The organism is Planococcus wigleyi, from assembly GCF_014836985.1.
Lineage (GTDB): Bacteria > Bacillota > Bacilli > Bacillales_A > Planococcaceae > Planococcus > Planococcus notacanthi.
On the sequence record NZ_JACSPU010000003.1, the window covers coordinates 465,946 to 485,083 of the forward strand.

Sequence of the window (19,138 nt, forward strand, 5' to 3'; positions counted from 1 at the left end):
TACTGAAGAAAAACAGATATGGGGCGCATGAGATGAAACGGATACTGGCAGTGGGATTTGGCGGAATGGCGGGCTCGCTTTTGCGGGCGGGTATTTATATAGCAGTCACGGGCGGGCTTGGGCTATGGGTTGTCAATCTGGTTGGCAGCTTTCTGATCAGCGTGGCAGCAGTCCGTTTGAGTCGCCAGTCCGCGGAATTGCGCTTATTGGTATCAACAGGACTGCTGGGTTCATTTACGACGTTTTCCGCTTTCTCCGCTGATTGGTTCCATTACCTGGAGTCATCCATCTGGTGGGGACTCGCGTTTGCCGGGAGCATGACGGCGGCTTGCGTAGCGTCGGCAGCTGCAGGGCTGTGGGTCGGCAGGAAAGGAGTGGCGTCATGATCGGCATCGCAATAGGCGGATTTTCGGGGGCGATTACACGTTACTTTTTTTACTTGCTGATCGAGAGTAAAATGTGGCAGCCAAAAACTGCAACTTGGCTGGTCAACAGCATCGGCTCATTTACGCTTGGCCTGTTTATCGGCAGCGGCAATTTATCGTCTTTCTGGATTACTGGTTTTCTCGGGGCCTTCACGACCTTTTCGACCATGGCTTTGGACATTGTCAAAGATCTGGAAGACGGCAAATGGCTGCACGCTGTCGGTTATGTTGGCGCAACTTTAGCTGGCGGCATTGGGCTGTTCAGCCTCGGCTATGTTTTAATTTGATAAATCTCTGAAACTCCTGCGGCGATTGCAGGAGTTTTTTTGTGAACGCCCACAAATTCTATCGAACGCTCATAAATCAGCAATAAAATAAAAATCCAGCCGCTTTTCAGAAATCCCGAAAAGCGGCTGGATTTATTTGACGATGATGACAGGGGACTGGACGCGTTTGGCCACTTTATGGCTGACGCTGCCCAGAACCATTTCCTGCAGCGCATTCAATCCGCGGCTGCCGATTAATACGACATCATAGCCGGTTTCATTGGCATGCTTGACGATGGTCGGTCCCGGAGCACCATGAAGTGTTTTGGTTTCAAACTCAACACCGGCTGAACGAAAGATTTCTTCAAGCGGTGCCAAGTGCTTGCGGCGTTCGAAGTGGACTTCGTCGCTGCTTTGGCCATGCAGGATTTCAGTTCGTGCTTTTTCATAATCAATAACGTACAGCAAGGTGACAAAAGCTTGTGGATTGGCTTTTGCCATCTTGACCGCTTCATGAGCGGCCCGTTTCGAATGGTCCGAACCGTCAGCTGCAACTAAAATTTTCTCGTACATGAAGCATCCCCCTTAGTGTGTACTCTTGCCTGCGTTACCGTATGTCGCCAATTTATCTACAAGTTTTTGGCTGGAAGCATTCAAACCGGTGATTTCAACGGTTTGCCCTTGGGCTTGAAGTTTATTCATCACCCGGTCGATGGCTCCTACGCCTGAATCGTCCCAGACGGTTGCATCGGAAAAGTCCAAAATGACTCCTTGGGACGGCTCCACCTGATCAAATGCAGAAACAAAGTCCTGGGAAGACGCAAAAAACAATTGTCCGTGTATGGTATATCTATTCGACGCATCGGACTCCAATCCTTCTTTGCGGACTTCCACTTTGGAAATCTTGGCAGCAAACAGGACTGCGCTTAAAATGACGCCGGCGAATACGCCTTTAGATAAATCATGTGTGTAAACGACAACAACGACAGTCAATAACATCACGACGGCATCTGATTTCGGAGCTGTCACCAAGTATTTGAAGGATCCCCAATCAAAGGTTCCGATGCATACCATCACCATGATTCCTGCCAAGACCGGCATCGGGATTTGAACAACCCAATTGCCAAGGACGATAATCAGGAACATCAGGAAAACCCCAGCGACAAACGTGGACAAACGACCACGGCCACCCGATTGGACGTTGATGCCGGACTGGCCAATCATTGCGCAGCCAGCCATGCCGCCGAAAAATCCAGTGATGATGTTGGCGATCCCTTGTCCGCGGGCTTCTTGGTTTTTATCCGATCCGGTTTCTGTAGCATCATCGAGGATCGATGCCGTCAGTAAAGACTCAAGCAAACCGATGATGGACAAAGCCAGTGCTGTCGGGAAAATAATTTGCAGCGTTTCGAAGTTGAACGGAACATTCGGGATGAAGAAACTTGGCAGGGTTTGGGAAATGGTGCCCAAACTGCCGACATTTTGCATGTCGATGCCGCTGTACATGACGACACCTGTCAACGCCAAAATGGCAATCAAAGGAGCCGGGATGGCTGTGAAGAACCGCGGCAGGATATAGACAATCGCTAACGTGATTCCCACAAACGCGTAAGTGATGGCATTGATGCCGAAAATGAACGGCACTTGTGCCATGAAAATCAGGATGGCCAGTGAATTGACAAAGCCGATCATGACAGCACGGGGGATGAATTTCATAAAGCGTGCGATTTTCAAAAAGCCGAAAATCAACTGCAGTATACCCGTCAGGATAGTGGCAGCCAACAGGTAATCCAGCCCGTGGTCACGGACCAGCAACACCATGGCCAATGCCATTGCGCCAGTCGCGGCAGAAATCATAGCGGGCCGGCCGCCGACAAAGGAAATGATGACAGCGATTGAGAACGAAGCATACAAGCCAACCATAGGGTCGACTCCGGCAATGATGGAGAAAGCGATGGCTTCCGGAATAAGCGCAAGGGCTACCACAATTCCCGACAAAATGTCTCCGCGGATATTGCCAAACCATTGCTCTTTATAAGATAAGGTATTCAAACAAGTGCACTTCCTTCTATATAAAATGAATTGATGATTCTCTTTACTATGCTTGCGTAGCATAGCAGAGAGAATGGGGTAACATGACTCCTTACTCTCAAAGAAGTCCCGGTGCACAGCAACAGCTAAAACTGTACCACCTTTTTTTCAGAGTGTAAATATGCTTCATTCAAATCAGCGTTTGACTGTAATTGCAGAGGCATATATACTGAAGTTAACAATCAAATGCTCGTTTGAATGAAAGAGGTGGCAGTATGAAAGAATTGTGTGAAGTGACCAAAGTCAATCCGGAAGTGGTGGACCATGTGCAGGAGCGTATGGCCGATTTGAGTGAAGTTGCCAACCTGTTCAAAGCGTTGGCAGATGAAACAAGGCTGAACATCGCGTATGCCTTAACGATAGAAGAAGAAATGTGCGTCTGTGACATTGCAGCAGTCATTGGTTCCTCCACAGCTACGGCTTCCCATCATTTGCGTTATTTGCGGGAGCGCGCCTTGGCGAAATCCGAGCGCAAAGGAAAACAGATTTATTATTCCTTGTCTGACGACCACGTTCGTCAATTGGTGACAATCGCTCATGAACACACGAAAGAAGGTGTGGAAAATGGTTAAAACCTATCGTCTTGAAAACTTGTCGTGCACCAGTTGTGCAGCCAAATTCGAAAAGAATGTCCGCGAATTGCCGGAAATCAGAAATGTCAATTTGAATTTTGGTGCCTCTAAATTGACGGTTGATGGAAATGTATCCATTGAAGCGCTTGAGAAAGCGGGAGCGTTTGATCATATCCGCGTCTATCCGGAAAAAGAAAAAGTAAAGCAAGTGCCATTTTACCAACGCCGCCAGACAATCGAAACAGCTTTCTCCCTGTTGTTGCTGATTGCAGGAATCATCGTTTCGTTCCAAGCGGGTGAAACACACCCTTGGTCGATTGCGCTCTTTGGCGGGTCTATGGCAATCGGCGGTTACCATATGTTCTGGACGGGGCTGAAAAACCTCAGCACATTCCAGTTTGATATGAAAACCTTGATGACGATAGCAATCATCGGTGCGGTGATCATCGGCGAATGGCGTGAAGGAGCGGTTGTCGTGTTCCTGTTCGCTGTCAGCGAAGCATTGGAGTCTTTCTCCATGAACAAAGCGCGCCAGTCGATCCGCAGCCTGATGGATCTGGCTCCGGCACGGGCATTGATTCAGCGCGACGGGGAATTAGCCGAAATGGATACGGAAGACATCCGTATTGGAGACATTCTACTTGTGAAGCCAGGACAAAAAATCGCTATGGACGGCACAGTCCTGCGCGGACAGTCCGCCGTCAACCAGGCAGCGATTACAGGAGAGTCGATTCCTGCAGTCAAAACGGTGGGAGATGAAGTTTTTGCTGGTACGATGAATGATGAAGGGGCGCTTGAAGTCACTGTCACAAAGCGTGTCGAAGATACAACCATTGCGAAGATCATCCATCTCGTCGAAGAAGCGCAGGCTGAAAAAGCACCGACACAGAAATTCATCGATCAGTTTGCCAAATATTATACACCGGCGATCATCGCCATCGCCTTTTTGGTGGCATTGGTGCCTGGCTTTATAACGGGAAACTGGGAGTTGTGGGTGTACCAAGGCTTGGCAGTTCTGGTCGTTGGATGTCCATGTGCACTGGTCGTCTCCACTCCGGTAGCTATTGTGACGGCCATCGGCAATGCTGCGCGCCAAGGTGTGCTCATTAAAGGCGGTGTTCATTTGGAAGAAACGGGCCGTATCAATGCGGTCGCTTTTGATAAAACGGGAACATTGACCAAAGGTTATCCGGAAGTGACAGATGTTCTAGTCCAAGGGACTGTCTCGAAAGAAGAGTTGTTGAAACTTGCGGCATCGGTGGAAGCCATGTCGCAGCATCCTTTGGCGAGAGCCATTACAAAAGAAGCGGCAGGTGTTTATGCTTCTGAAAACTTCAATTCCATAACAGGCAAAGGCGCTTATGCAGATGTCAATGAAGAAACTATCTCTGTCGGCAGCCTGACGTGGGCCGAAGAGAAGGGCTTACACATTCCGGAAAAAGCGCGTAAACTGCAGAAGAGCGGAAAATCCGTCACTGCTGTATTTTCAGAAACAACTTTACTGGGCATCATCGCAGTAGCGGATGCCATCCGTACAGAAAGCCCTTCTATTATTCAGAAACTGAAAGCGATGGGCATCAATCAGACCATCATGCTGACGGGGGACCATCCTGCAACAGCCAAGGCTATTGCAGCGGAAATTGGTGTAACCGATGTTCGGGCTGGGTTGATGCCTGAAGATAAACTGTCAGCGATTAAAGGCTTGCAACAACAATATGGCCGTGTAGCGATGGTCGGTGATGGCATTAACGATGCACCGGCTCTTGCTGCATCAAATATCGGCATTGCTATGGGTGGAGCAGGGACAGATGCAGCTCTGGAAACAGCGGATATCGCATTGATGGCTGACGATTTGGAGAAATTGCCTTATACGATTCGACTCAGCCGAAAGACATTGCGTATAATAAAAGAAAATATCGTCTTTGCATTGGGGCTCAAGATCCTTGCATTGCTTTTGATCATCCCAGGTTGGTTAACCTTATGGATTGCGATTTTCGCAGATATGGGTGCCACCTTATTGGTGGTTTTGAATGCATTGCGTCTTGTGAAAGTCCAGAAGTAAGGTAGGTTTGGAGGGTAACCATTGAAATTAACAGAGTGGACAATGGAAGAACAAGAACAGCTGATTCATTTTATGACAACGAATTCATGGCCATTTCACGGTCACGAACATCCGGTCCGCGCCTTGATTGAGAAGACCATCGAAGAAGGCGGATATAAATCAGATCAAGTCACGACTTTTTGGATAGAAAACGAGGAAAGCCAGCAAGTGGGCTTAGTCAAAATCTTTGACCTGCAGGATGATATCCCGCTTTTCGATTTGCGGATTGCAGATCCGTACCGCAATAAAGGTTACGGCCCGAAGGCGTTGAAAATGGTTGCTGACTTCGTCTTTTCATTGCCGGAAAAGAAAATCCGTCTGGAAGGCAATACGCGTCATGACAATTTTGCAATGCGCAAAGCTTTTGAACGGACAGGATTTGTCAAAGAAGCACATATGCGGCAAGCCTGGTTTTCTCCGCGGGAAAACCGCTATTACGATGCCGTAACTTATGGGATGACGCGCGAAGATTGGCAGGCTGGCATCACGACACCGGTCCTGTGGGATGATGCGGTGGTGGAAGCGAAAGAACCGCCTTTCAATCCGGTATTGCTCGATTTTCCGGAAGAATTCGAATCGGAACGCCTGCTGATACGGGCGCCAAGAAGAGAAGATGCACAGGCGAGCTATGAAGCGGTTGTGCATTCATTGGAAGCTTTTCGCCCCTGGTTGCCATTTGCGCAACAGGAGCCGGATCTTGCAGAAACGGAAGCGACGCTGATTGAAGCTGAGGCGAATTTCAAATTGCGCAAGGATCTGCGTCTGCATTTCTTTTTGAAAGAAACCGGGCAATTTATCGGTTCTACAGGGCTTCACCGGATTGATTGGGAAGTGCGGAAATTTGAAATCGGCTATTGGGTCGATAACCGTTATGAAGGCAAAGGCTACGTCACGGAAGCAGTTGAGCGCATTACTCGATTTGCTTTTGAGGAGTTGGAGGCCAATCGGGTTGAAATCCGTTGCGATCCGGACAATGTCCGCAGCCGCGCAGTAGCCAACCGCCTGGATTTCGAGCTGGAAGGCATCTTGCGCAATGATACGATTTCTAAAGTAGGAAATAAACTTCGGGATACATGCATCTACGCCAAAATCCGTCAATAAAGTATATGGAGTTCCCTGACACTGAAAAGCAGGAAGGAAAATCACTAACTTTTCCTTCCTGCTTTTCCTATGGGGTTGTTGAATAACAGACATAAAGAAAGGGTTGTCCCAACAGCCATTTACAATGACTGTTGAAACAACCCTGTTGTTTAATTAACGCTGTGGCTATACGCCCTTACGTCCAGTTACTAAATTGATAACTAAAACGATTGCAGCAATAATTAAAAGAATGTGTATAAGTCCGCCTGCTACATCCATTAAGAATCCGATAAGCCATACTACAATAATGACTGCTAAGATAATCCAAAGAATACGTCCCACGTTTTTCACCTGCCCTTTCGATAATAACTATTTTGCTTATAGTAATAACTACCCTGACAGTATTTAGCTTAAACCTTTCTGAAAAAACGGACTGTTTTAAGGACGGCAAGTCCAGTTGTTTCAATGATGGCGGTATAGTAAACTGAACATAGCTACGTGAGGGAGGAAAGAACTTTGCCTACTCCAAGTATGGAAGACCATATTGAAATCATTTATTCATTAATTGAGCAAAAGGGCTATGCGCGTGTTTCGGATATCGCGGAGGCCTTATCTGTGCTGCCTTCTTCTGTCACTAAAATGGTGCAGAAGCTGGATAAAGACGGCTACTTGATATACGAACGCTACAGAGGACTGGTTTTGACGCCAAGGGGCCAGAAGCTGGGCAAACGCCTATTGGAGCGGCACAGCCTGCTTGAACAATTTCTTCGGTTGATCGGTGTAGATGAAGAACGGATCTACGGGGATGTTGAAGGAATCGAGCACCATTTAAGCTGGAATTCAATCGATCGGATTGCCGATTTGGTCCAACTGTTGGAAGAAAGCCCGGATTTTATGGAAAAGCTGGAACAGCTGAATAAAGAAGAAAAAGAAAGTTAAGAGAAATAGGAGGAGCTAATTATGGCTTTACACCCAGGATTGAAAGCGACATTGCAAGTGAAAGACCGTTCAACGTCTCAGTGGATTTTATCGGATGGTTCAGGCGACGAAGTAATGATGAACGCATCAGAAATAGAAGAAGGTCAGGAAATCGGAGAAGAAATTGAAGTCTTCCTTTACCGCAACCGCCAAGGAGGCGTTTCGGCAACACCGATGATTCCTCATATTCTGCCAAGTGAATATGGCTGGGCAAAAGTATTGAAAGTTTCTCCACGTGAAGGTGCAGTAGTGGATATTGGTACGACTCGTGAAGTGTATCTGCTGCCGGCTGATCTTCCGCAAATCATGGAATTGTGGCCGAAGCAAGGCGACCATATTTTCATGACGCTTCGGACAGACCGCCATGGCGATTTATACGGACGCCTGGCAACGGAAGAAAAAGTATTGGAATTGATGCAGCCTGCACCAGAAACCGCTTTTAATCAAAACCTGCAGGCACGCGCTTACCGGTTGTTGCCAGTCGGGACCTTTATGCTATCGGTTCCTGAAATGTACCGTATTTTTATTCACGAAACAGAACGCCATGAAGAACCGCGCCTTGGGGAAGAAAAAACTGTCCGCATCATCGATGTAAAAGACGATGGCACACTTAACGGCTCGTTGCTTCCAAGAAAACAGGAACGTTTGGCAGATGACGCGGAAGAAATCATGCGTTATCTCGAAGAATCGGGCGGCAAGATGCCATTCACCGATAAATCTTCTCCGGACGAAATCCAGGAAATTTTCGGCATGAGCAAAGCGGCATTCAAGCGTGCACTCGGCAAATTGTATAAAAATCGCCAAATTATCCAGGAAGATGGCTGGACCAGGTCAACGAAGTAAAGGAACCTTTTCAAATTAATTTCGTATTAATTTGGAGAAAGGGGCAATATACTAATGAAAAAATTACTCACTGCCATAGCATTACTGTTTACGCTATCTGCTGTTTTGCCATCATACAGTTCGGCAAATGTCGGCATCAACGAAAAATTCGGTCTGCCGATCGTGGTTTACGGAGGCAATTTATCAGCAGATGAAAAAGCATCTGTTGCTGAAAGCCTGGATGTAGCTGGAGAAGTGGATGTAGAAGAAATTGAAGTGACGGGCCAGGATCTGATCAAGTACATTAAAGATGGCGATTCTCGTGCCAATATGTATTCATCTGCAAAAATCACGCGCAAAGATGAAGGTGCTGGACTGGTGATTGAAATTGTAACGCCTGACAACATTACTCAGGTAACCTCTGAAATGTACGGCAATGCCATGCTGACTGCGGGTATTGAAAATGCTACCGTGGAAGTGGCAGCACCCAAAGCGGTAACTGGCCACTCGGCACTTGTAGGGATCTATAAAGCCTATGAAGTAAATGGTGAAGAGCTCGACCCGGAACGGACAGACGTCGCAAATGACGAATTGACCGTTGCAACGGAACTTGCAGACGGCGGCGTGGACGACGCTAAAGTCAGCGAATTGTTAACTGAAATCAAAAAACAGATTGCTGAACAGAATCCAGCTTCGCGTGAAGAAGTGGAGCAGATTGTGGAGGAGCAATTGAGTAAGCTCCAAATTGAACTGAGCCCGGAAGACCGCCAATTGTTGGTGGATTTGATGGACCGCATTCGTAAGCTTGATATCGATTTTTCCAAATGGTCCACACAATTAGAAGATTTGAGTAAGACCATCGAAGACAAAATCGGCAAAGTCGTCAATGATGAAGGCTTTTGGGAAAGTGTAAAAACTTTCTTCAGAAATCTTGCTGATACTGTCCGCGGCTGGTTGAATTAATTTGAACAGGCAAGTCCCATTTATGGGGCTTGCCTGTTTTTGGTTTAAAGTGTGATAGCTTGCGCGTGTGAAAAGACAGTGATAATATGAAATTAATATCTCGAATTCAAGATAATTAGGAGGAAATTGATATGAAATTAGAAGGAATTCACCATGTTTCAGCTTTAACAGCCAACGTCGATGCCAATCATGACTTTTTTACACGGATCTTAGGAATGCGTTTAGTGAAAAAAAGCGTTAACCAAGACAATCCGTCATCCTATCATTTATTTTATGCAGATGCGGTCGGAACCCCAGGCACAGATATGACGTACTTTGATATTCCAATGGCTGGACGTACGCATCCAGGTGTTTCGAGCATCAGCAATACGGCGTTCCGCGTAAAAAATGAAGGAGCGTTGGATTATTGGCTTGCGCGTTTTGATGAATTTGAAGTTCCACACGGAAAAATTGAACAGCGTTTTAATCGTCCAACTTTGACTTTCCAGGATTTCGAAGGTTCCAGATTAATGCTGGTTGTTGATGATGGGAGTGGCATTGAGCATGGTATCCCTTGGACAAAAGCCGGTATTCCCGAAGAGTTCGCCATTGTCGGATTAGGCCATGTACGCTTGACGGTCCGAAAAAGCGATAAAACAGCTGCCGTTCTGACAGATATTATGGGGTTTGAACAAATTGGCCATTATCCGTCCACAGTAGACGGGCAAAAAGATATTTTAGTCTTTTCGACAGGAAAAGGCGGTCCCGCTGGCGAAATACACTTAGAGGAACGTTCAGACCTACCGCCCGAAAGACCGGGACGAGGCAGCGTCCACCATGTGGCGTTCCGTGTCAAAACGTACGAAGACTACAGCAAATGGAATGAATACTTGCGTTCCAATGGTTTTATGACTTCCGGAGAAGTAGACCGCTATTATTTCAAAGCGATATATTTCCGTGAGCCTAATGGCATTCTTTTTGAACTGTCAACAGATGAGCCAGGCTTTGCAACGGACGAACCGATGGACGCTTTAGGACAAACCTTGGCATTGCCTCCGTTTTTAGAGCCTAAACGTGCTCAAATCGAAGCATCTCTTCGTCCGTTGAGTATTAATCAATGAATAGGAGGAGAATGGAAATGGATTTTAAATTAATCGAATTAGGCAGTGACGAATTTGCGTATCGGCTTGAAGAAGAAGGCCAAACAAAAGCGGAAATTACGTGGACGGAACTAGCGAATGTTATGGTCATTGAACATACCTTTGTAGACGAATCAATGCGCAATCAGGGACTTGCCAAAAAACTATTAGATCGGGCGGCCGACTATGCCCGTGAAAACAGCTTTAAAATGGAGCCGGTTTGTTCTTATGCTGTAACGGCTTTTGACCGCTATAAAGAATACGATGACGTTAAAATATAAAGGACCTACACTTTGGTGAAGGTTTTCGGCTTTGCTGAATTTTTTAGGCACGCAAAAAGCAATCCTCTATCAGTTGAGTGGATTGCTTTTGCTATGTTATACATATGTAATTGATCATTCGTTACCTCCGTTTTTAAATGCTTGTCATAAAGAATACAATGGCAGTTAAAATTGAAGCTCCTCCAACACCATACATAAAATCAGCTTGACTAAAAATTAGATTTTTTTCCATTTTTTAGAACTCCTTTCAAATCTTTGTTATTAATATTCTACCCTTTTGAAACGTCATTAAACATTTTTTTGACAAAAGTCCATTGGTTCATCTACTCGGAATGCTGGACAGTCTTTACAGGTTTTATTAGTTTTTTTAAGGGAACAGAATAATTAAGTAACCAAATCCTTATTTGTACGTATACTGATAAGAGACTATAGGAAGAGGTGGAATGAATGAATCAAGAAACAGTTAACAGAGCGGGAGAAAAAGTGCTCGGGATCATCGGCATCGTCTTTAACATTTTAGCAATTGCCTTAATCGGATTTGGAATGGCGAGTTATTCGAGTGTTCAAGGTACACCGGAGTTCCAACAATATATAGAAGACGAAATTATGGCAGATCCTGCATTCTCCAATCCGGAAGAAGCACAAATGGTTATTGATATGATGTCTTCAAGCTTCAATATCGTAGGATGGGTATTAATTGCGCTGTTGGCGTTAAGTACAATTTTCGCTATTGTTGCTTTGGTCAATCTCCGTAAACGAGGAAAAGCGTCTATGGCAGGAGTCTTCTTTATTCTTGCCGGATTATTTGCCGGACTTCTATCGTTAACATCTATCTTGTTCTATATTGCCGCTATTATGTGCTTTGTCCGCAAACCGCGTATATCAAACAATCAAAACTTGCGCGATGATGACTTCAAGTACCAGGAAGATCAGCTGCGCCGCAAAGAAGAATCCGTTCGTCGAGAAGATGAATTGCGCCGCGATGACACAACCACAACACGCAATGACGACGATACACCTTATCGTCCGTTGTAAGTGAATGAGCTTTAAAAGAACGAATAGGCACCTTGGCAATAGTTGCCAAGGTGCCTATTTTGATGAGTGCACAAAAAACAGCTGCCTATAAAGCAGTGGCAGCTGTTTTCAAATTGTAAACGTATTTGGCTGTTTGCAGTGGATGGCCTTCGAATAATTCCTCGAACTCTTCCAGCAGCTCGAAGCCATTTGCTTCATAAAAGTTGCGGCCTTTACTGTTTTCGCTTTCGACATAAACAAAGAGCTGGTTGCCGTTGAGCAGATAGCTCAAACCGCTGTTCAACAATTGTTTGCCATAACCCGAACGCTGAAATTCGGGTTTCATGTAGATGGCGATCAATTCGGCATCACCATCTTCATCGACTTTCGTGAAGTTGGCGAAGCCGACGGGCTGGCCTTCATGTTCCGCAAGCAATATGATTGTTCTCTTTAAACGCATCTCCATCATCGGAGTAGAATAGGATTTATCTAAAAAGCTTTGTTGGATGGTAGAGGGAATGATTCCGGCATACGTATCATTCCAGCTAACTTTGGCAATCTCTTGAACAGATGCAATATCTGCAGATGTACCGGTACGAATCATGTAATCACCTCTAAATTCTTTTTGTAATCATATCAAAAATACAGCCCAATAGCCACTAATGTGGAATAATAGAAACAAAAGGAGGGTGCTGAATATGGACTGGAAGACCTATTATTTCGAAGAGTTGACGGCAAAAAAACTATATGAGGTACTGAAGCTGCGAGTTGATGTATTTGTAGTGGAACAAAACTGTCCATACCCCGAGCTGGACAATCTGGATCAGCAATCCATTCATTTGCTTTACACTGAAGATGGGGTCATCCAAGCTTATGCACGTCTAGTCCCAGGTGGTGTAAAGTACGACCTGCCATCCATTGGCAGAGTCATTGTCCGACAAGAAGCCAGAGGACGCGGATTGGCCAAGCAACTGCTTGAACACAGTATTGATTACATACTAACCGAGTGGAAGGCCCCGGCAATTCAACTGCAGGGGCAAGTCTATCTTCAGGAGTTTTACCAATCTTTCGGATTCCAACCGATTTCTGAAAGCTATGACGAAGACGGCATTCCGCATGTGGATATGAAATTAACGAACAGCAAAATGTAATACTTTTGACATACAATAAAGGATTAGCTTCATAAAAAAAGGGTAAATATATTGTAATAACCAAATTGATTGATGAAGGAGTGCTGTAAATGGCAAGAGGAAGAGGTCTCTTATTAGCAGGATTAGCTGCGGGAGCATATGCATATTTCAAAAACCCTGAAAACCGCGAAAAAGCCACAAAGGCTTTTAATGAAGCGAAAGTGAAGGTGAACTCTTACATGGAATCACAAAACCTGGATAAAGACGGCAACCCGATTTCAAAAACCACGGATACGCCAAGCACTACCGAAAAACGTGAAAACAAAATGGTCGCTGAAGGTGGAGCTTCCGCAAGTGTCCAGTATTACAACGAGCAGCAACAGAAAAAACAGGACAAAGAGAAGGATGACGTAAAATTATCATCAAACGATGTCGGCAGCGAAAAAGCTGAAAATACGGCATCAGCATCTCCGGAAAATAAAATAAGCACAGATAACTTATAAGAAAAAGGATGGTCCAGGACCATCCTTTTTACTGCCGATTATTCTTTCTTAACCGTCAACCCATTCAATAAGGCGATTGCCAATAAGAGAAGGCTGCTGACGATAAATCCTTGATTGGGGTTTAAAGCAAATGCTCCTGTAATGCTTGAACCAGCAACAACACCGATGGAAAAGAACGCGTAAAAATACCCATAAGCCCGTCCGCGCGATGCTTCATCCGTTGAATCAATCAACAGAGAATTGATTGAAGGAAACAGCAGAGCAAAGCCGATTCCATACGTACCCATGCTAGCGTACAATAGGGATTCAATGGATGCTGCACTCAGAAAAAGCAGCGATGCACCCATCACAGTAAAGCCGATGATTAAAGTATAGATAGGTTTTGTGACATCAAAAATGCGATTGATGGGGAGCAGAAAAACTAGAATAGCTGAAATTCCGAAAACGCTTAATAACAGACCGCTCAGCTGAGAATCCAAACCAAGCGCTTCGACTTTGAGCGGCAGCATATAGGCCAAAACCCCTTGGGAAAACATCAGAAAGAATGCGCCTGAAAAAGAGCGGATCAACCCTTTGTTTTTCAGAATATCCATGAGCGCAACAGTTTTCCTGGCCGTTTTGTTTTTGGTTATGGCTGTTTGCCGCAACAAGAAAAATGCAGCTATGCCAATCAGCAAAATCAGCATACCGGTAAGAAACATGGTTTGTGGAACGTCATTGCGGCTGGTATATACTGCGCCGTAAGCTGGACCGACGATAGCGGCGAGCCCGACGAATGCACCTGACAACGCTGCGCCTTTTCCTCGTTTAGTGCTTTCTGTCCGATTGGCTAAGTATGTGAAGGCAGCCGGAACAGTCAGTCCTGCCGCAATTCCGTGGAAAAAGCGGATAGCTAAAAGGCTGTAAGGACCTTCTATTGCTGAATAGCTGAACAATGCAAAGCTCGTAGATAATAGGCCAACAACTAAAATCTTAAAAGGTCCTTTACGATCGGAAAAAATACCGGAAATGACGTTTCCGAATGTATTGGAAAGCGAATACATGCCCACCGCCAATCCGGCGATAAAGGGACTGGCGCCTAAAGACACTGCATACGTGCTCATGATGGGCAGCTGGGCAAATAAATCAAAAAAAGCAAAGAAGATAATGAGATAAATAAAAATACGCAAGGCGGCTCCTACTTTCCTGAACAAATTGCAGTTTTCTGGAGTTGCTCACCCCAAGGCAAGGGACGAATATAACTATAGCCGTATTATACCATCGGAGGTCTGATGATGAAAAAAGCAATGTTCATATTAAATCCATCTGCAGGAAAAGAGCGTGCGTCCGAATACCGGGAGCAAGTAGAAGAAACACTTGCATCCATGGGATATGAAGTCGATACAAGAGAAACGGAAAAAGCGAAAGATGCCACGCATTTTGCAGCTGAAGCCTGTGAAAAGAAATATGATTTTGTTGTAGCCATGGGTGGGGATGGCACCATCAATGAGGCGGTATCAGGAATAGCAGAGCAAGAGCATCAACCTTTATTTTCCTTGATCCCTCTTGGTACCGTCAACGATTTTGCGCGTGCATTGGGAATTTCACTCGACCCGCCGGAAGCGATTGAAGCCCTTAAAACAGGATATGAAAAGCGCGTAGACATTGCCAAGGTTGGAGAGCATTTCTTCATGAATATCTTGGCAATTGGTGATATTGCCGAGTCCACGTATGATGTGGATCCAGAGCAGAAAACCAAATTGGGAGCATTGGCCTATTTTATTGAAGGCGTTAAAGCCATTACAGCAGATACAGAAACATACTTTGAAATTGAGCATGACCATGGAACGTGGTCGGGAGAAGCAAAACTGGTGCTGGTCGCATTGACCAATTCAGTAGGTGGCTTTGAGAAATTAGCCCCTGAAGCTTTAACGGATGACGGCCTGTTGCATCTGTATATCGTGAAAAATGCAGCTCTGCCGGCATTTCTCCGCATTGCAACTTCGGTGCTAAGAGGAAAACTGGAAGAAGATCCAGCGGTGGAAGCAGTCCATACGACCAAAGTGTCCATTAAAACGAATGAACCGATGTCCTGTAATATTGATGGTGACGAAGGGTGCACGACTCCCTTCATGATTGAGGTATTGCCGCAGCATATACGTGCACTCATTCCACCCGATGATGCCGGGGAATAAAAAAATGGAATTCACCCTTTAAAGGGGCTGAAACGATGGCGTACGGAACAGGAATACAGGACAAGTCATTTTTCTGCTGTGGCTTGTTTTGTCATTCTGTTAAAATCGAGTTTTTAAAAGTAGGAATGGAACCTTTTTAAAACGATTTCGTTTAATATAGTATAAATTTTGTATTAAAACGTTACTGAAGGCGCAAGACTGTGTTTTTTATACTAGAGCAAATTACATAAAAAATATACAATAATAGCAGCATATCTCTATTATTTTGCGCTATTTCAGTATATAGTTGAGAGATGCAGCACAAACTTGTACAAAGAAAGACGGGGAAACGATGAATCTTATCACTGCACCATCTATACAAGAAACGATTTCAAAAATATTTATGAACGAGACAGAAAACTTAAACCAGGTTGAGGGATTGGATAAGTTTTTTGAAATTGAAACGCAATTGATGTATGAAATTCACCATTTGGAAAAAGAGCGGGCAAAAGAAACATTGAGAGAATTGATTGATATGCTTTCGCTTCGTCCAGAAAAAGATATCATCCGCTCTATCCGCAATTATTTCATCATCCTATCTTCCGTTATGGCACGTAAACTTTATGAAATGCGTGTACCACCTAAGAAAGCATTTGCCTTTAACTCCGCTTGCGTAGAGTTAGTGGACAAACATATGAACGACTCTGAATTCATGTTCGTTGCAGATGAGCTGATTGAATTTTTTGTATCGATCATTTCTGAACGCAAGCAACCTTCTTTCGGGCACCAAACCGTCAACAAAGTCGTTATTTACATCAATGACGAAGTAGAACGCGATTTGTCTGTTGAAGAAATTGCTAAGCATTTTAATATTTCAACCAGCCATTTGTCACGTATTTTCAGAGAACATGCCGGCATTACGCTTGTTGAATATTTGAATGTCCGTCGTGTGGAAGAGTCGCAATACTATCTTCGCCATTCGGATAAAGGCATTTCAGACATCTCCAAGCAGTTCCACTTCTGCAACCAAAGTTACTTTACGCGGATTTTTAAAAAATACACAGCCGTCACACCAAAGCAATTCCGTGACAGCCAGCACATTCCGTATTTCCGCTATACATTGCCGAATGCCAAGTAAGGAGAAGAAATTCTCCTTTTTTTCTTGCATACGAATAGGAAGAAGACATGCCGTAATTTCGTCACAAAAATGAAAAAATCCATCGGTCTTTTACTCACGGATTGAATTTTGCAGCGCTTATCGTTATACTTCTTAGTAGTTGAAAAAGGTGAAGGTGACTAATTTGAAAAAGAAAATTACATTATTGATGATGATGGCGGTAGCTGCTGTTTTATTGAGTGGATGTGCCGCTGTTGAAAACAAAGAAGGATTCTTTTATTCCATCTTTGTGAAGCCATTTGATTTCTCATTGGATTATTTAGGGGGATTGTTCGGCGGTAGTTATGGTATGGCTATTGTTGTAATTACCATTATTATCCGTTTGGTGTTAATGCCATTCATGCTGCGTACCTATAAACGCCAGCAAGGAATGAAAGTCAAGATGGATAAGATGCGTCCTGAAATGGAAGATATCCAAAAGCGTTTGAAAGAAACGAAAGATAAAGAAGAACAGATGAAATTGCAGCAGGAAATGATGGGACTTTACAAAAAGCATGAGGTAAACCCCTTGAACATGGGTTGTTTGCCTGTTGTTATCCAAATGCCGATCATCATGGGTCTTTATTTTGCCATTCTATACTCGCCAGATGTCCGTTCACACGAATTCCTATGGTTTAACCTGGGTTCACCGGATGTTATCATGACATTGATTGCTGGTGCGGTTTACTTCTTCCAAGCCAAAGTATCTTTGTGGACGATGCCAGAACAACAGCAAAAGCAGATGAAGCTGTTTGTTTACATTTCTCCAATTATGATTATGTTCATTTCATTCACATCGATGGCAGCTTTACCGGTTTACTGGGCAGTTGGAGGAATCTTGTTGATCATCCAAACATTCATCGGCCGTAAATTCTATTCGAATCATCCGGAAAAAGCGCTTGAAGCAGTAGAAGATAAAAAATAATTTAGAAGAGGCCGGCAAATATTGCCGGTTTTCTTTTTTGGGGAGATACTTACATGAATATGAAACTTATACAGGGAATAGGCATTGCCTTATTAAGTATCACTGCCTTGACCTTCTTGATCTTTGGTTACCTGGAAGTGGCAGTATTGTTTATGACGCTGTTGTTTGTGTTGACAAACAGTTTTCGTTATCGACACATGAAAGCACAAGGAATGCACCGGGAGGCAAAATGGATGCTCGGTATGGCTATCATTTTCGGACTGCTGTTCTTTGTCGTGTTGGCAACCATTTTAATGTAGAATGAAAAACAGCGCGATCTCATTGAGATTGCGCTGTTTCTATGTATTCGTACTTTTCTTTCGAGCGTTCTTCTAATAGTGTATCCAACCGGTTCATCAACACCTGGATATCACGTTCCGATATATGATTCAATGTTTACAGCTCCTTATGTGTTTATACTTAGTTATTCGTAAAAAACATGGGGCTTAGGGGGGTGTTTAAATAAATATAAGTAAAAATAATGGCCGTTAAATTTTTAAGTGAGTCAAAACTGTTTACAGATTGTTCGAAGAGTTCTTTTCTAGAAAAAATTCGATCCATTAGAGAAGAAAAAAGCTTGGGAAAAATGCTACTTGTTACGGAAGAAATCCACCAACAAGAATGATAGAATAATAAAGAAGCTGATAGAAGGAAGGCCTAGTATGAAATCTATGGGTACAAAAAAACCAAAAGATAAAAAGTTCTATATAAAATGGATGGTGATTAGTTTGTCAGCAATAATGGCTGTTTTAGCAGCGGCGTGGTTTTACATACATGACTGGGATATGGAAAAAAGCATGACAGCTTTAGCAGAATCGATGACAAGTGAAGAACCCGCTGAAGAGATGAAGAAAGAGGAGCCTGTAGAAATACCGGCTGAACCTAAAGAAACAGAAGAACCCGCACAAGAAGAACCGGCATCAGAAGAAAAAGCAGATGCGACCATTTATCCTGAAGACAGTGTGCTGCCCGCAGAGCCCACTTTAATCAATGGTGTACTTATCGCCAATAAGCAGCATCCATTGCCTGCAACATACGCTCCTGGAGAAGTCCCGGAAGCACGTGCAGCTTTTGAAACCATGAAAGCGGCAGCTGCTAAAGATGGCCTCAACCTGAATGCATTCAGCACGTATCGCGATTTTGCACGCCAAAAGCAATTATATGAAGGCTACACAGCAAAAGACGGCCAAGAAGCGGCAGACCGCTACAGCGCGCGCCCTGGTTATTCGGAACATCAGACGGGCCTCGCATTTGATATCGGTGAAGCAGGCCAAGAACAGCACTGGGCTTCCTCGTCCTTCGGTGATACTGAAGGAGGCAAGTGGCTGAAAGCGCACGCCCACGAATACGGGTTCATCCTTCGCTATCCAGAAGGCAGTGAACACATTACAGGGTATATGCATGAAGCTTGGCATTTCCGTTACGTAGGGAAAGAAATTGCTGAAGAAATTCATCAAAAAGGAATCACGCTTGAAGAATATTTAGGTGTATAGAAAGGAAAAACGTCTCCGGTTTATCGGA

At 44.5% G+C, this 19,138-nt stretch carries 23 protein-coding genes; 18 read left to right on the plus strand and 5 right to left on the minus strand.

The window, feature by feature from the left end; genetic code table 11:
* The first annotated feature begins 32 nt into the window (after window positions 1-32).
* Window positions 33-386 carry a fluoride efflux transporter FluC gene (locus tag H9630_RS11005; protein WP_191715529.1) on the plus strand — a complete coding sequence of 118 codons (354 nt, stop codon included), beginning with the start codon at window positions 33-35 and terminating at the stop codon, window positions 384-386.
* Entirely contained in the window at window positions 383-712 is a 330-nt protein-coding gene (locus tag H9630_RS11010) for a fluoride efflux transporter FluC (protein WP_191715530.1), read from the plus strand. Before H9630_RS11005 ends, H9630_RS11010 begins: the two co-directional genes overlap by 4 nt.
* A gap of 132 nt (window positions 713-844) precedes the next feature.
* On the opposite strand, the gene H9630_RS11015 is transcribed toward H9630_RS11010, so the two are convergent.
* Entirely contained in the window at window positions 845-1,264 is a 420-nt protein-coding gene (locus H9630_RS11015) for a universal stress protein (protein ID WP_191715531.1), read from the minus strand.
* Between the two features lie 12 nt (window positions 1,265-1,276).
* Window positions 1,277-2,743 carry a SulP family inorganic anion transporter gene (locus tag H9630_RS11020; RefSeq protein WP_191715532.1) on the minus strand — a complete coding sequence of 489 codons (1,467 nt, stop codon included), beginning with the start codon at window positions 2,741-2,743 and terminating at the stop codon, window positions 1,277-1,279.
* Window positions 2,744-2,997: 254 nt separating this feature from the next.
* Between H9630_RS11020 and H9630_RS11025 the strand changes: the two genes are divergently transcribed.
* Genes H9630_RS11025 through H9630_RS11035 form a run of 3 tightly spaced genes read left to right on the plus strand, consistent with a single transcriptional unit; the run spans window position 2,998 to window position 6,556 of the window.
* Window positions 2,998-3,354 (plus strand): ArsR/SmtB family transcription factor, encoded by a 357-nt coding sequence (locus H9630_RS11025; protein ID WP_191715533.1) that lies wholly within the window; start codon window positions 2,998-3,000, stop codon window positions 3,352-3,354.
* Window positions 3,347-5,416, plus strand: a complete 2,070-nt coding sequence (locus H9630_RS11030; protein WP_191715534.1) for a heavy metal translocating P-type ATPase — start codon at window positions 3,347-3,349, stop codon at window positions 5,414-5,416. The genes H9630_RS11025 and H9630_RS11030 overlap by 8 nt, the downstream gene beginning before the upstream one ends.
* Window positions 5,417-5,437: 21 nt before the next feature.
* Window positions 5,438-6,556, plus strand: coding sequence for a GNAT family N-acetyltransferase (locus H9630_RS11035; RefSeq protein WP_191715535.1), 1,119 nt, complete (start codon window positions 5,438-5,440; stop codon window positions 6,554-6,556).
* A 165-nt stretch (window positions 6,557-6,721) separates the two neighbouring features.
* On the opposite strand, the gene H9630_RS11040 is transcribed toward H9630_RS11035, so the two are convergent.
* On the minus strand, window positions 6,722-6,877 hold the full coding sequence (locus H9630_RS11040) for a lmo0937 family membrane protein (RefSeq protein ID WP_146558271.1): 156 nt from the start codon (window positions 6,875-6,877) through the stop codon (window positions 6,722-6,724).
* Between the two features lie 174 nt (window positions 6,878-7,051).
* Between H9630_RS11040 and mntR the strand changes: the two genes are divergently transcribed.
* The 6 genes from mntR (at window position 7,052) to H9630_RS11070 (ending at window position 11,732) form a co-directional block, all read left to right on the plus strand.
* The gene (gene mntR, locus H9630_RS11045; RefSeq protein WP_191715536.1) at window positions 7,052-7,474 is read left to right on the plus strand and encodes a transcriptional regulator MntR; all 423 of its coding nucleotides are present in this window, start codon (window positions 7,052-7,054) and stop codon (window positions 7,472-7,474) included.
* Between the two features lie 21 nt (window positions 7,475-7,495).
* Window positions 7,496-8,356 (plus strand): CvfB family protein, encoded by an 861-nt coding sequence (locus H9630_RS11050; RefSeq protein WP_191715537.1) that lies wholly within the window; start codon window positions 7,496-7,498, stop codon window positions 8,354-8,356.
* Window positions 8,357-8,410: 54 nt separating this feature from the next.
* Window positions 8,411-9,298, plus strand: coding sequence for a DUF1002 domain-containing protein (locus H9630_RS11055; protein ID WP_191715538.1), 888 nt, complete (start codon window positions 8,411-8,413; stop codon window positions 9,296-9,298).
* 131 nt (window positions 9,299-9,429) lie between these two features.
* Window positions 9,430-10,398, plus strand: a complete 969-nt coding sequence (locus H9630_RS11060) for a ring-cleaving dioxygenase (RefSeq protein ID WP_191715539.1) — start codon at window positions 9,430-9,432, stop codon at window positions 10,396-10,398.
* 17 nt (window positions 10,399-10,415) lie between these two features.
* The gene (locus tag H9630_RS11065) at window positions 10,416-10,697 is read left to right on the plus strand and encodes a GNAT family N-acetyltransferase (protein WP_191715540.1); all 282 of its coding nucleotides are present in this window, start codon (window positions 10,416-10,418) and stop codon (window positions 10,695-10,697) included.
* A gap of 447 nt (window positions 10,698-11,144) precedes the next feature.
* Window positions 11,145-11,732 (plus strand): DUF4064 domain-containing protein, encoded by a 588-nt coding sequence (locus tag H9630_RS11070; protein WP_191715541.1) that lies wholly within the window; start codon window positions 11,145-11,147, stop codon window positions 11,730-11,732.
* 85 nt (window positions 11,733-11,817) lie between these two features.
* Here H9630_RS11070 and H9630_RS11075 read toward each other — a convergent pair whose 3' ends face one another.
* Window positions 11,818-12,315, minus strand: coding sequence for a GNAT family N-acetyltransferase (locus H9630_RS11075; RefSeq protein WP_191715542.1), 498 nt, complete (start codon window positions 12,313-12,315; stop codon window positions 11,818-11,820).
* Between the two features lie 94 nt (window positions 12,316-12,409).
* Between H9630_RS11075 and H9630_RS11080 the strand changes: the two genes are divergently transcribed.
* On the plus strand, window positions 12,410-12,862 hold the full coding sequence (locus H9630_RS11080) for a GNAT family N-acetyltransferase (protein ID WP_191715543.1): 453 nt from the start codon (window positions 12,410-12,412) through the stop codon (window positions 12,860-12,862).
* 89 nt (window positions 12,863-12,951) lie between these two features.
* Window positions 12,952-13,344, plus strand: a complete 393-nt coding sequence (locus tag H9630_RS11085) for a hypothetical protein (RefSeq protein WP_191715544.1) — start codon at window positions 12,952-12,954, stop codon at window positions 13,342-13,344.
* A 38-nt stretch (window positions 13,345-13,382) separates the two neighbouring features.
* Here H9630_RS11085 and H9630_RS11090 read toward each other — a convergent pair whose 3' ends face one another.
* The gene (locus H9630_RS11090) at window positions 13,383-14,513 is read right to left on the minus strand and encodes an MFS transporter (protein ID WP_191715545.1); all 1,131 of its coding nucleotides are present in this window, start codon (window positions 14,511-14,513) and stop codon (window positions 13,383-13,385) included.
* Window positions 14,514-14,615: 102 nt separating this feature from the next.
* Here H9630_RS11090 and H9630_RS11095 point away from each other — a divergent pair, with 102 nt between their 5' ends.
* The 5 genes from H9630_RS11095 to H9630_RS11115 all read left to right on the plus strand — a co-directional run bounded on the left by H9630_RS11095 (window position 14,616) and on the right by H9630_RS11115 (window position 19,110).
* Window positions 14,616-15,518, plus strand: a complete 903-nt coding sequence (locus H9630_RS11095; RefSeq protein ID WP_225218495.1) for a diacylglycerol/lipid kinase family protein — start codon at window positions 14,616-14,618, stop codon at window positions 15,516-15,518.
* Between the two features lie 331 nt (window positions 15,519-15,849).
* Window positions 15,850-16,635, plus strand: a complete 786-nt coding sequence (locus tag H9630_RS11100; protein WP_191715546.1) for a helix-turn-helix domain-containing protein — start codon at window positions 15,850-15,852, stop codon at window positions 16,633-16,635.
* A gap of 163 nt (window positions 16,636-16,798) precedes the next feature.
* A complete protein-coding gene (yidC, locus tag H9630_RS11105; RefSeq protein ID WP_191715547.1) occupies window positions 16,799-17,578 on the plus strand; it encodes a membrane protein insertase YidC in 780 nt (259 codons plus the stop codon).
* A 53-nt stretch (window positions 17,579-17,631) separates the two neighbouring features.
* Entirely contained in the window at window positions 17,632-17,877 is a 246-nt protein-coding gene (locus H9630_RS11110; RefSeq protein ID WP_191715548.1) for a hypothetical protein, read from the plus strand.
* A gap of 402 nt (window positions 17,878-18,279) precedes the next feature.
* On the plus strand, window positions 18,280-19,110 hold the full coding sequence (locus H9630_RS11115; protein WP_191715549.1) for a M15 family metallopeptidase: 831 nt from the start codon (window positions 18,280-18,282) through the stop codon (window positions 19,108-19,110).
* Window positions 19,111-19,138 lie beyond the last annotated feature (28 nt).

Coding starts and splice junctions, on each gene's coding strand:
- H9630_RS11005 (WP_191715529.1), top strand. CDS start 33: ATGAAACGGATACTGGCAGTGGGATTTGGCGGAATGGCGGGCTCGCTT.
- H9630_RS11010 (WP_191715530.1), top strand. CDS start 383: ATGATCGGCATCGCAATAGGCGGATTTTCGGGGGCGATTACACGTTAC.
- H9630_RS11015 (WP_191715531.1), bottom strand. CDS start 1,264: ATGTACGAGAAAATTTTAGTTGCAGCTGACGGTTCGGACCATTCGAAA.
- H9630_RS11025 (WP_191715533.1), top strand. CDS start 2,998: ATGAAAGAATTGTGTGAAGTGACCAAAGTCAATCCGGAAGTGGTGGAC.
- H9630_RS11030 (WP_191715534.1), top strand. CDS start 3,347: ATGGTTAAAACCTATCGTCTTGAAAACTTGTCGTGCACCAGTTGTGCA.
- H9630_RS11050 (WP_191715537.1), top strand. CDS start 7,496: ATGGCTTTACACCCAGGATTGAAAGCGACATTGCAAGTGAAAGACCGT.
- H9630_RS11055 (WP_191715538.1), top strand. CDS start 8,411: ATGAAAAAATTACTCACTGCCATAGCATTACTGTTTACGCTATCTGCT.
- H9630_RS11060 (WP_191715539.1), top strand. CDS start 9,430: ATGAAATTAGAAGGAATTCACCATGTTTCAGCTTTAACAGCCAACGTC.
- H9630_RS11065 (WP_191715540.1), top strand. CDS start 10,416: ATGGATTTTAAATTAATCGAATTAGGCAGTGACGAATTTGCGTATCGG.
- H9630_RS11070 (WP_191715541.1), top strand. CDS start 11,145: ATGAATCAAGAAACAGTTAACAGAGCGGGAGAAAAAGTGCTCGGGATC.
- H9630_RS11075 (WP_191715542.1), bottom strand. CDS start 12,315: ATGATTCGTACCGGTACATCTGCAGATATTGCATCTGTTCAAGAGATT.
- H9630_RS11080 (WP_191715543.1), top strand. CDS start 12,410: ATGGACTGGAAGACCTATTATTTCGAAGAGTTGACGGCAAAAAAACTA.
- H9630_RS11085 (WP_191715544.1), top strand. CDS start 12,952: ATGGCAAGAGGAAGAGGTCTCTTATTAGCAGGATTAGCTGCGGGAGCA.
- H9630_RS11095 (WP_225218495.1), top strand. CDS start 14,616: ATGATGAAAAAAGCAATGTTCATATTAAATCCATCTGCAGGAAAAGAG.
- H9630_RS11100 (WP_191715546.1), top strand. CDS start 15,850: ATGAATCTTATCACTGCACCATCTATACAAGAAACGATTTCAAAAATA.
- H9630_RS11110 (WP_191715548.1), top strand. CDS start 17,632: ATGAATATGAAACTTATACAGGGAATAGGCATTGCCTTATTAAGTATC.
- H9630_RS11115 (WP_191715549.1), top strand. CDS start 18,280: ATGAAATCTATGGGTACAAAAAAACCAAAAGATAAAAAGTTCTATATA.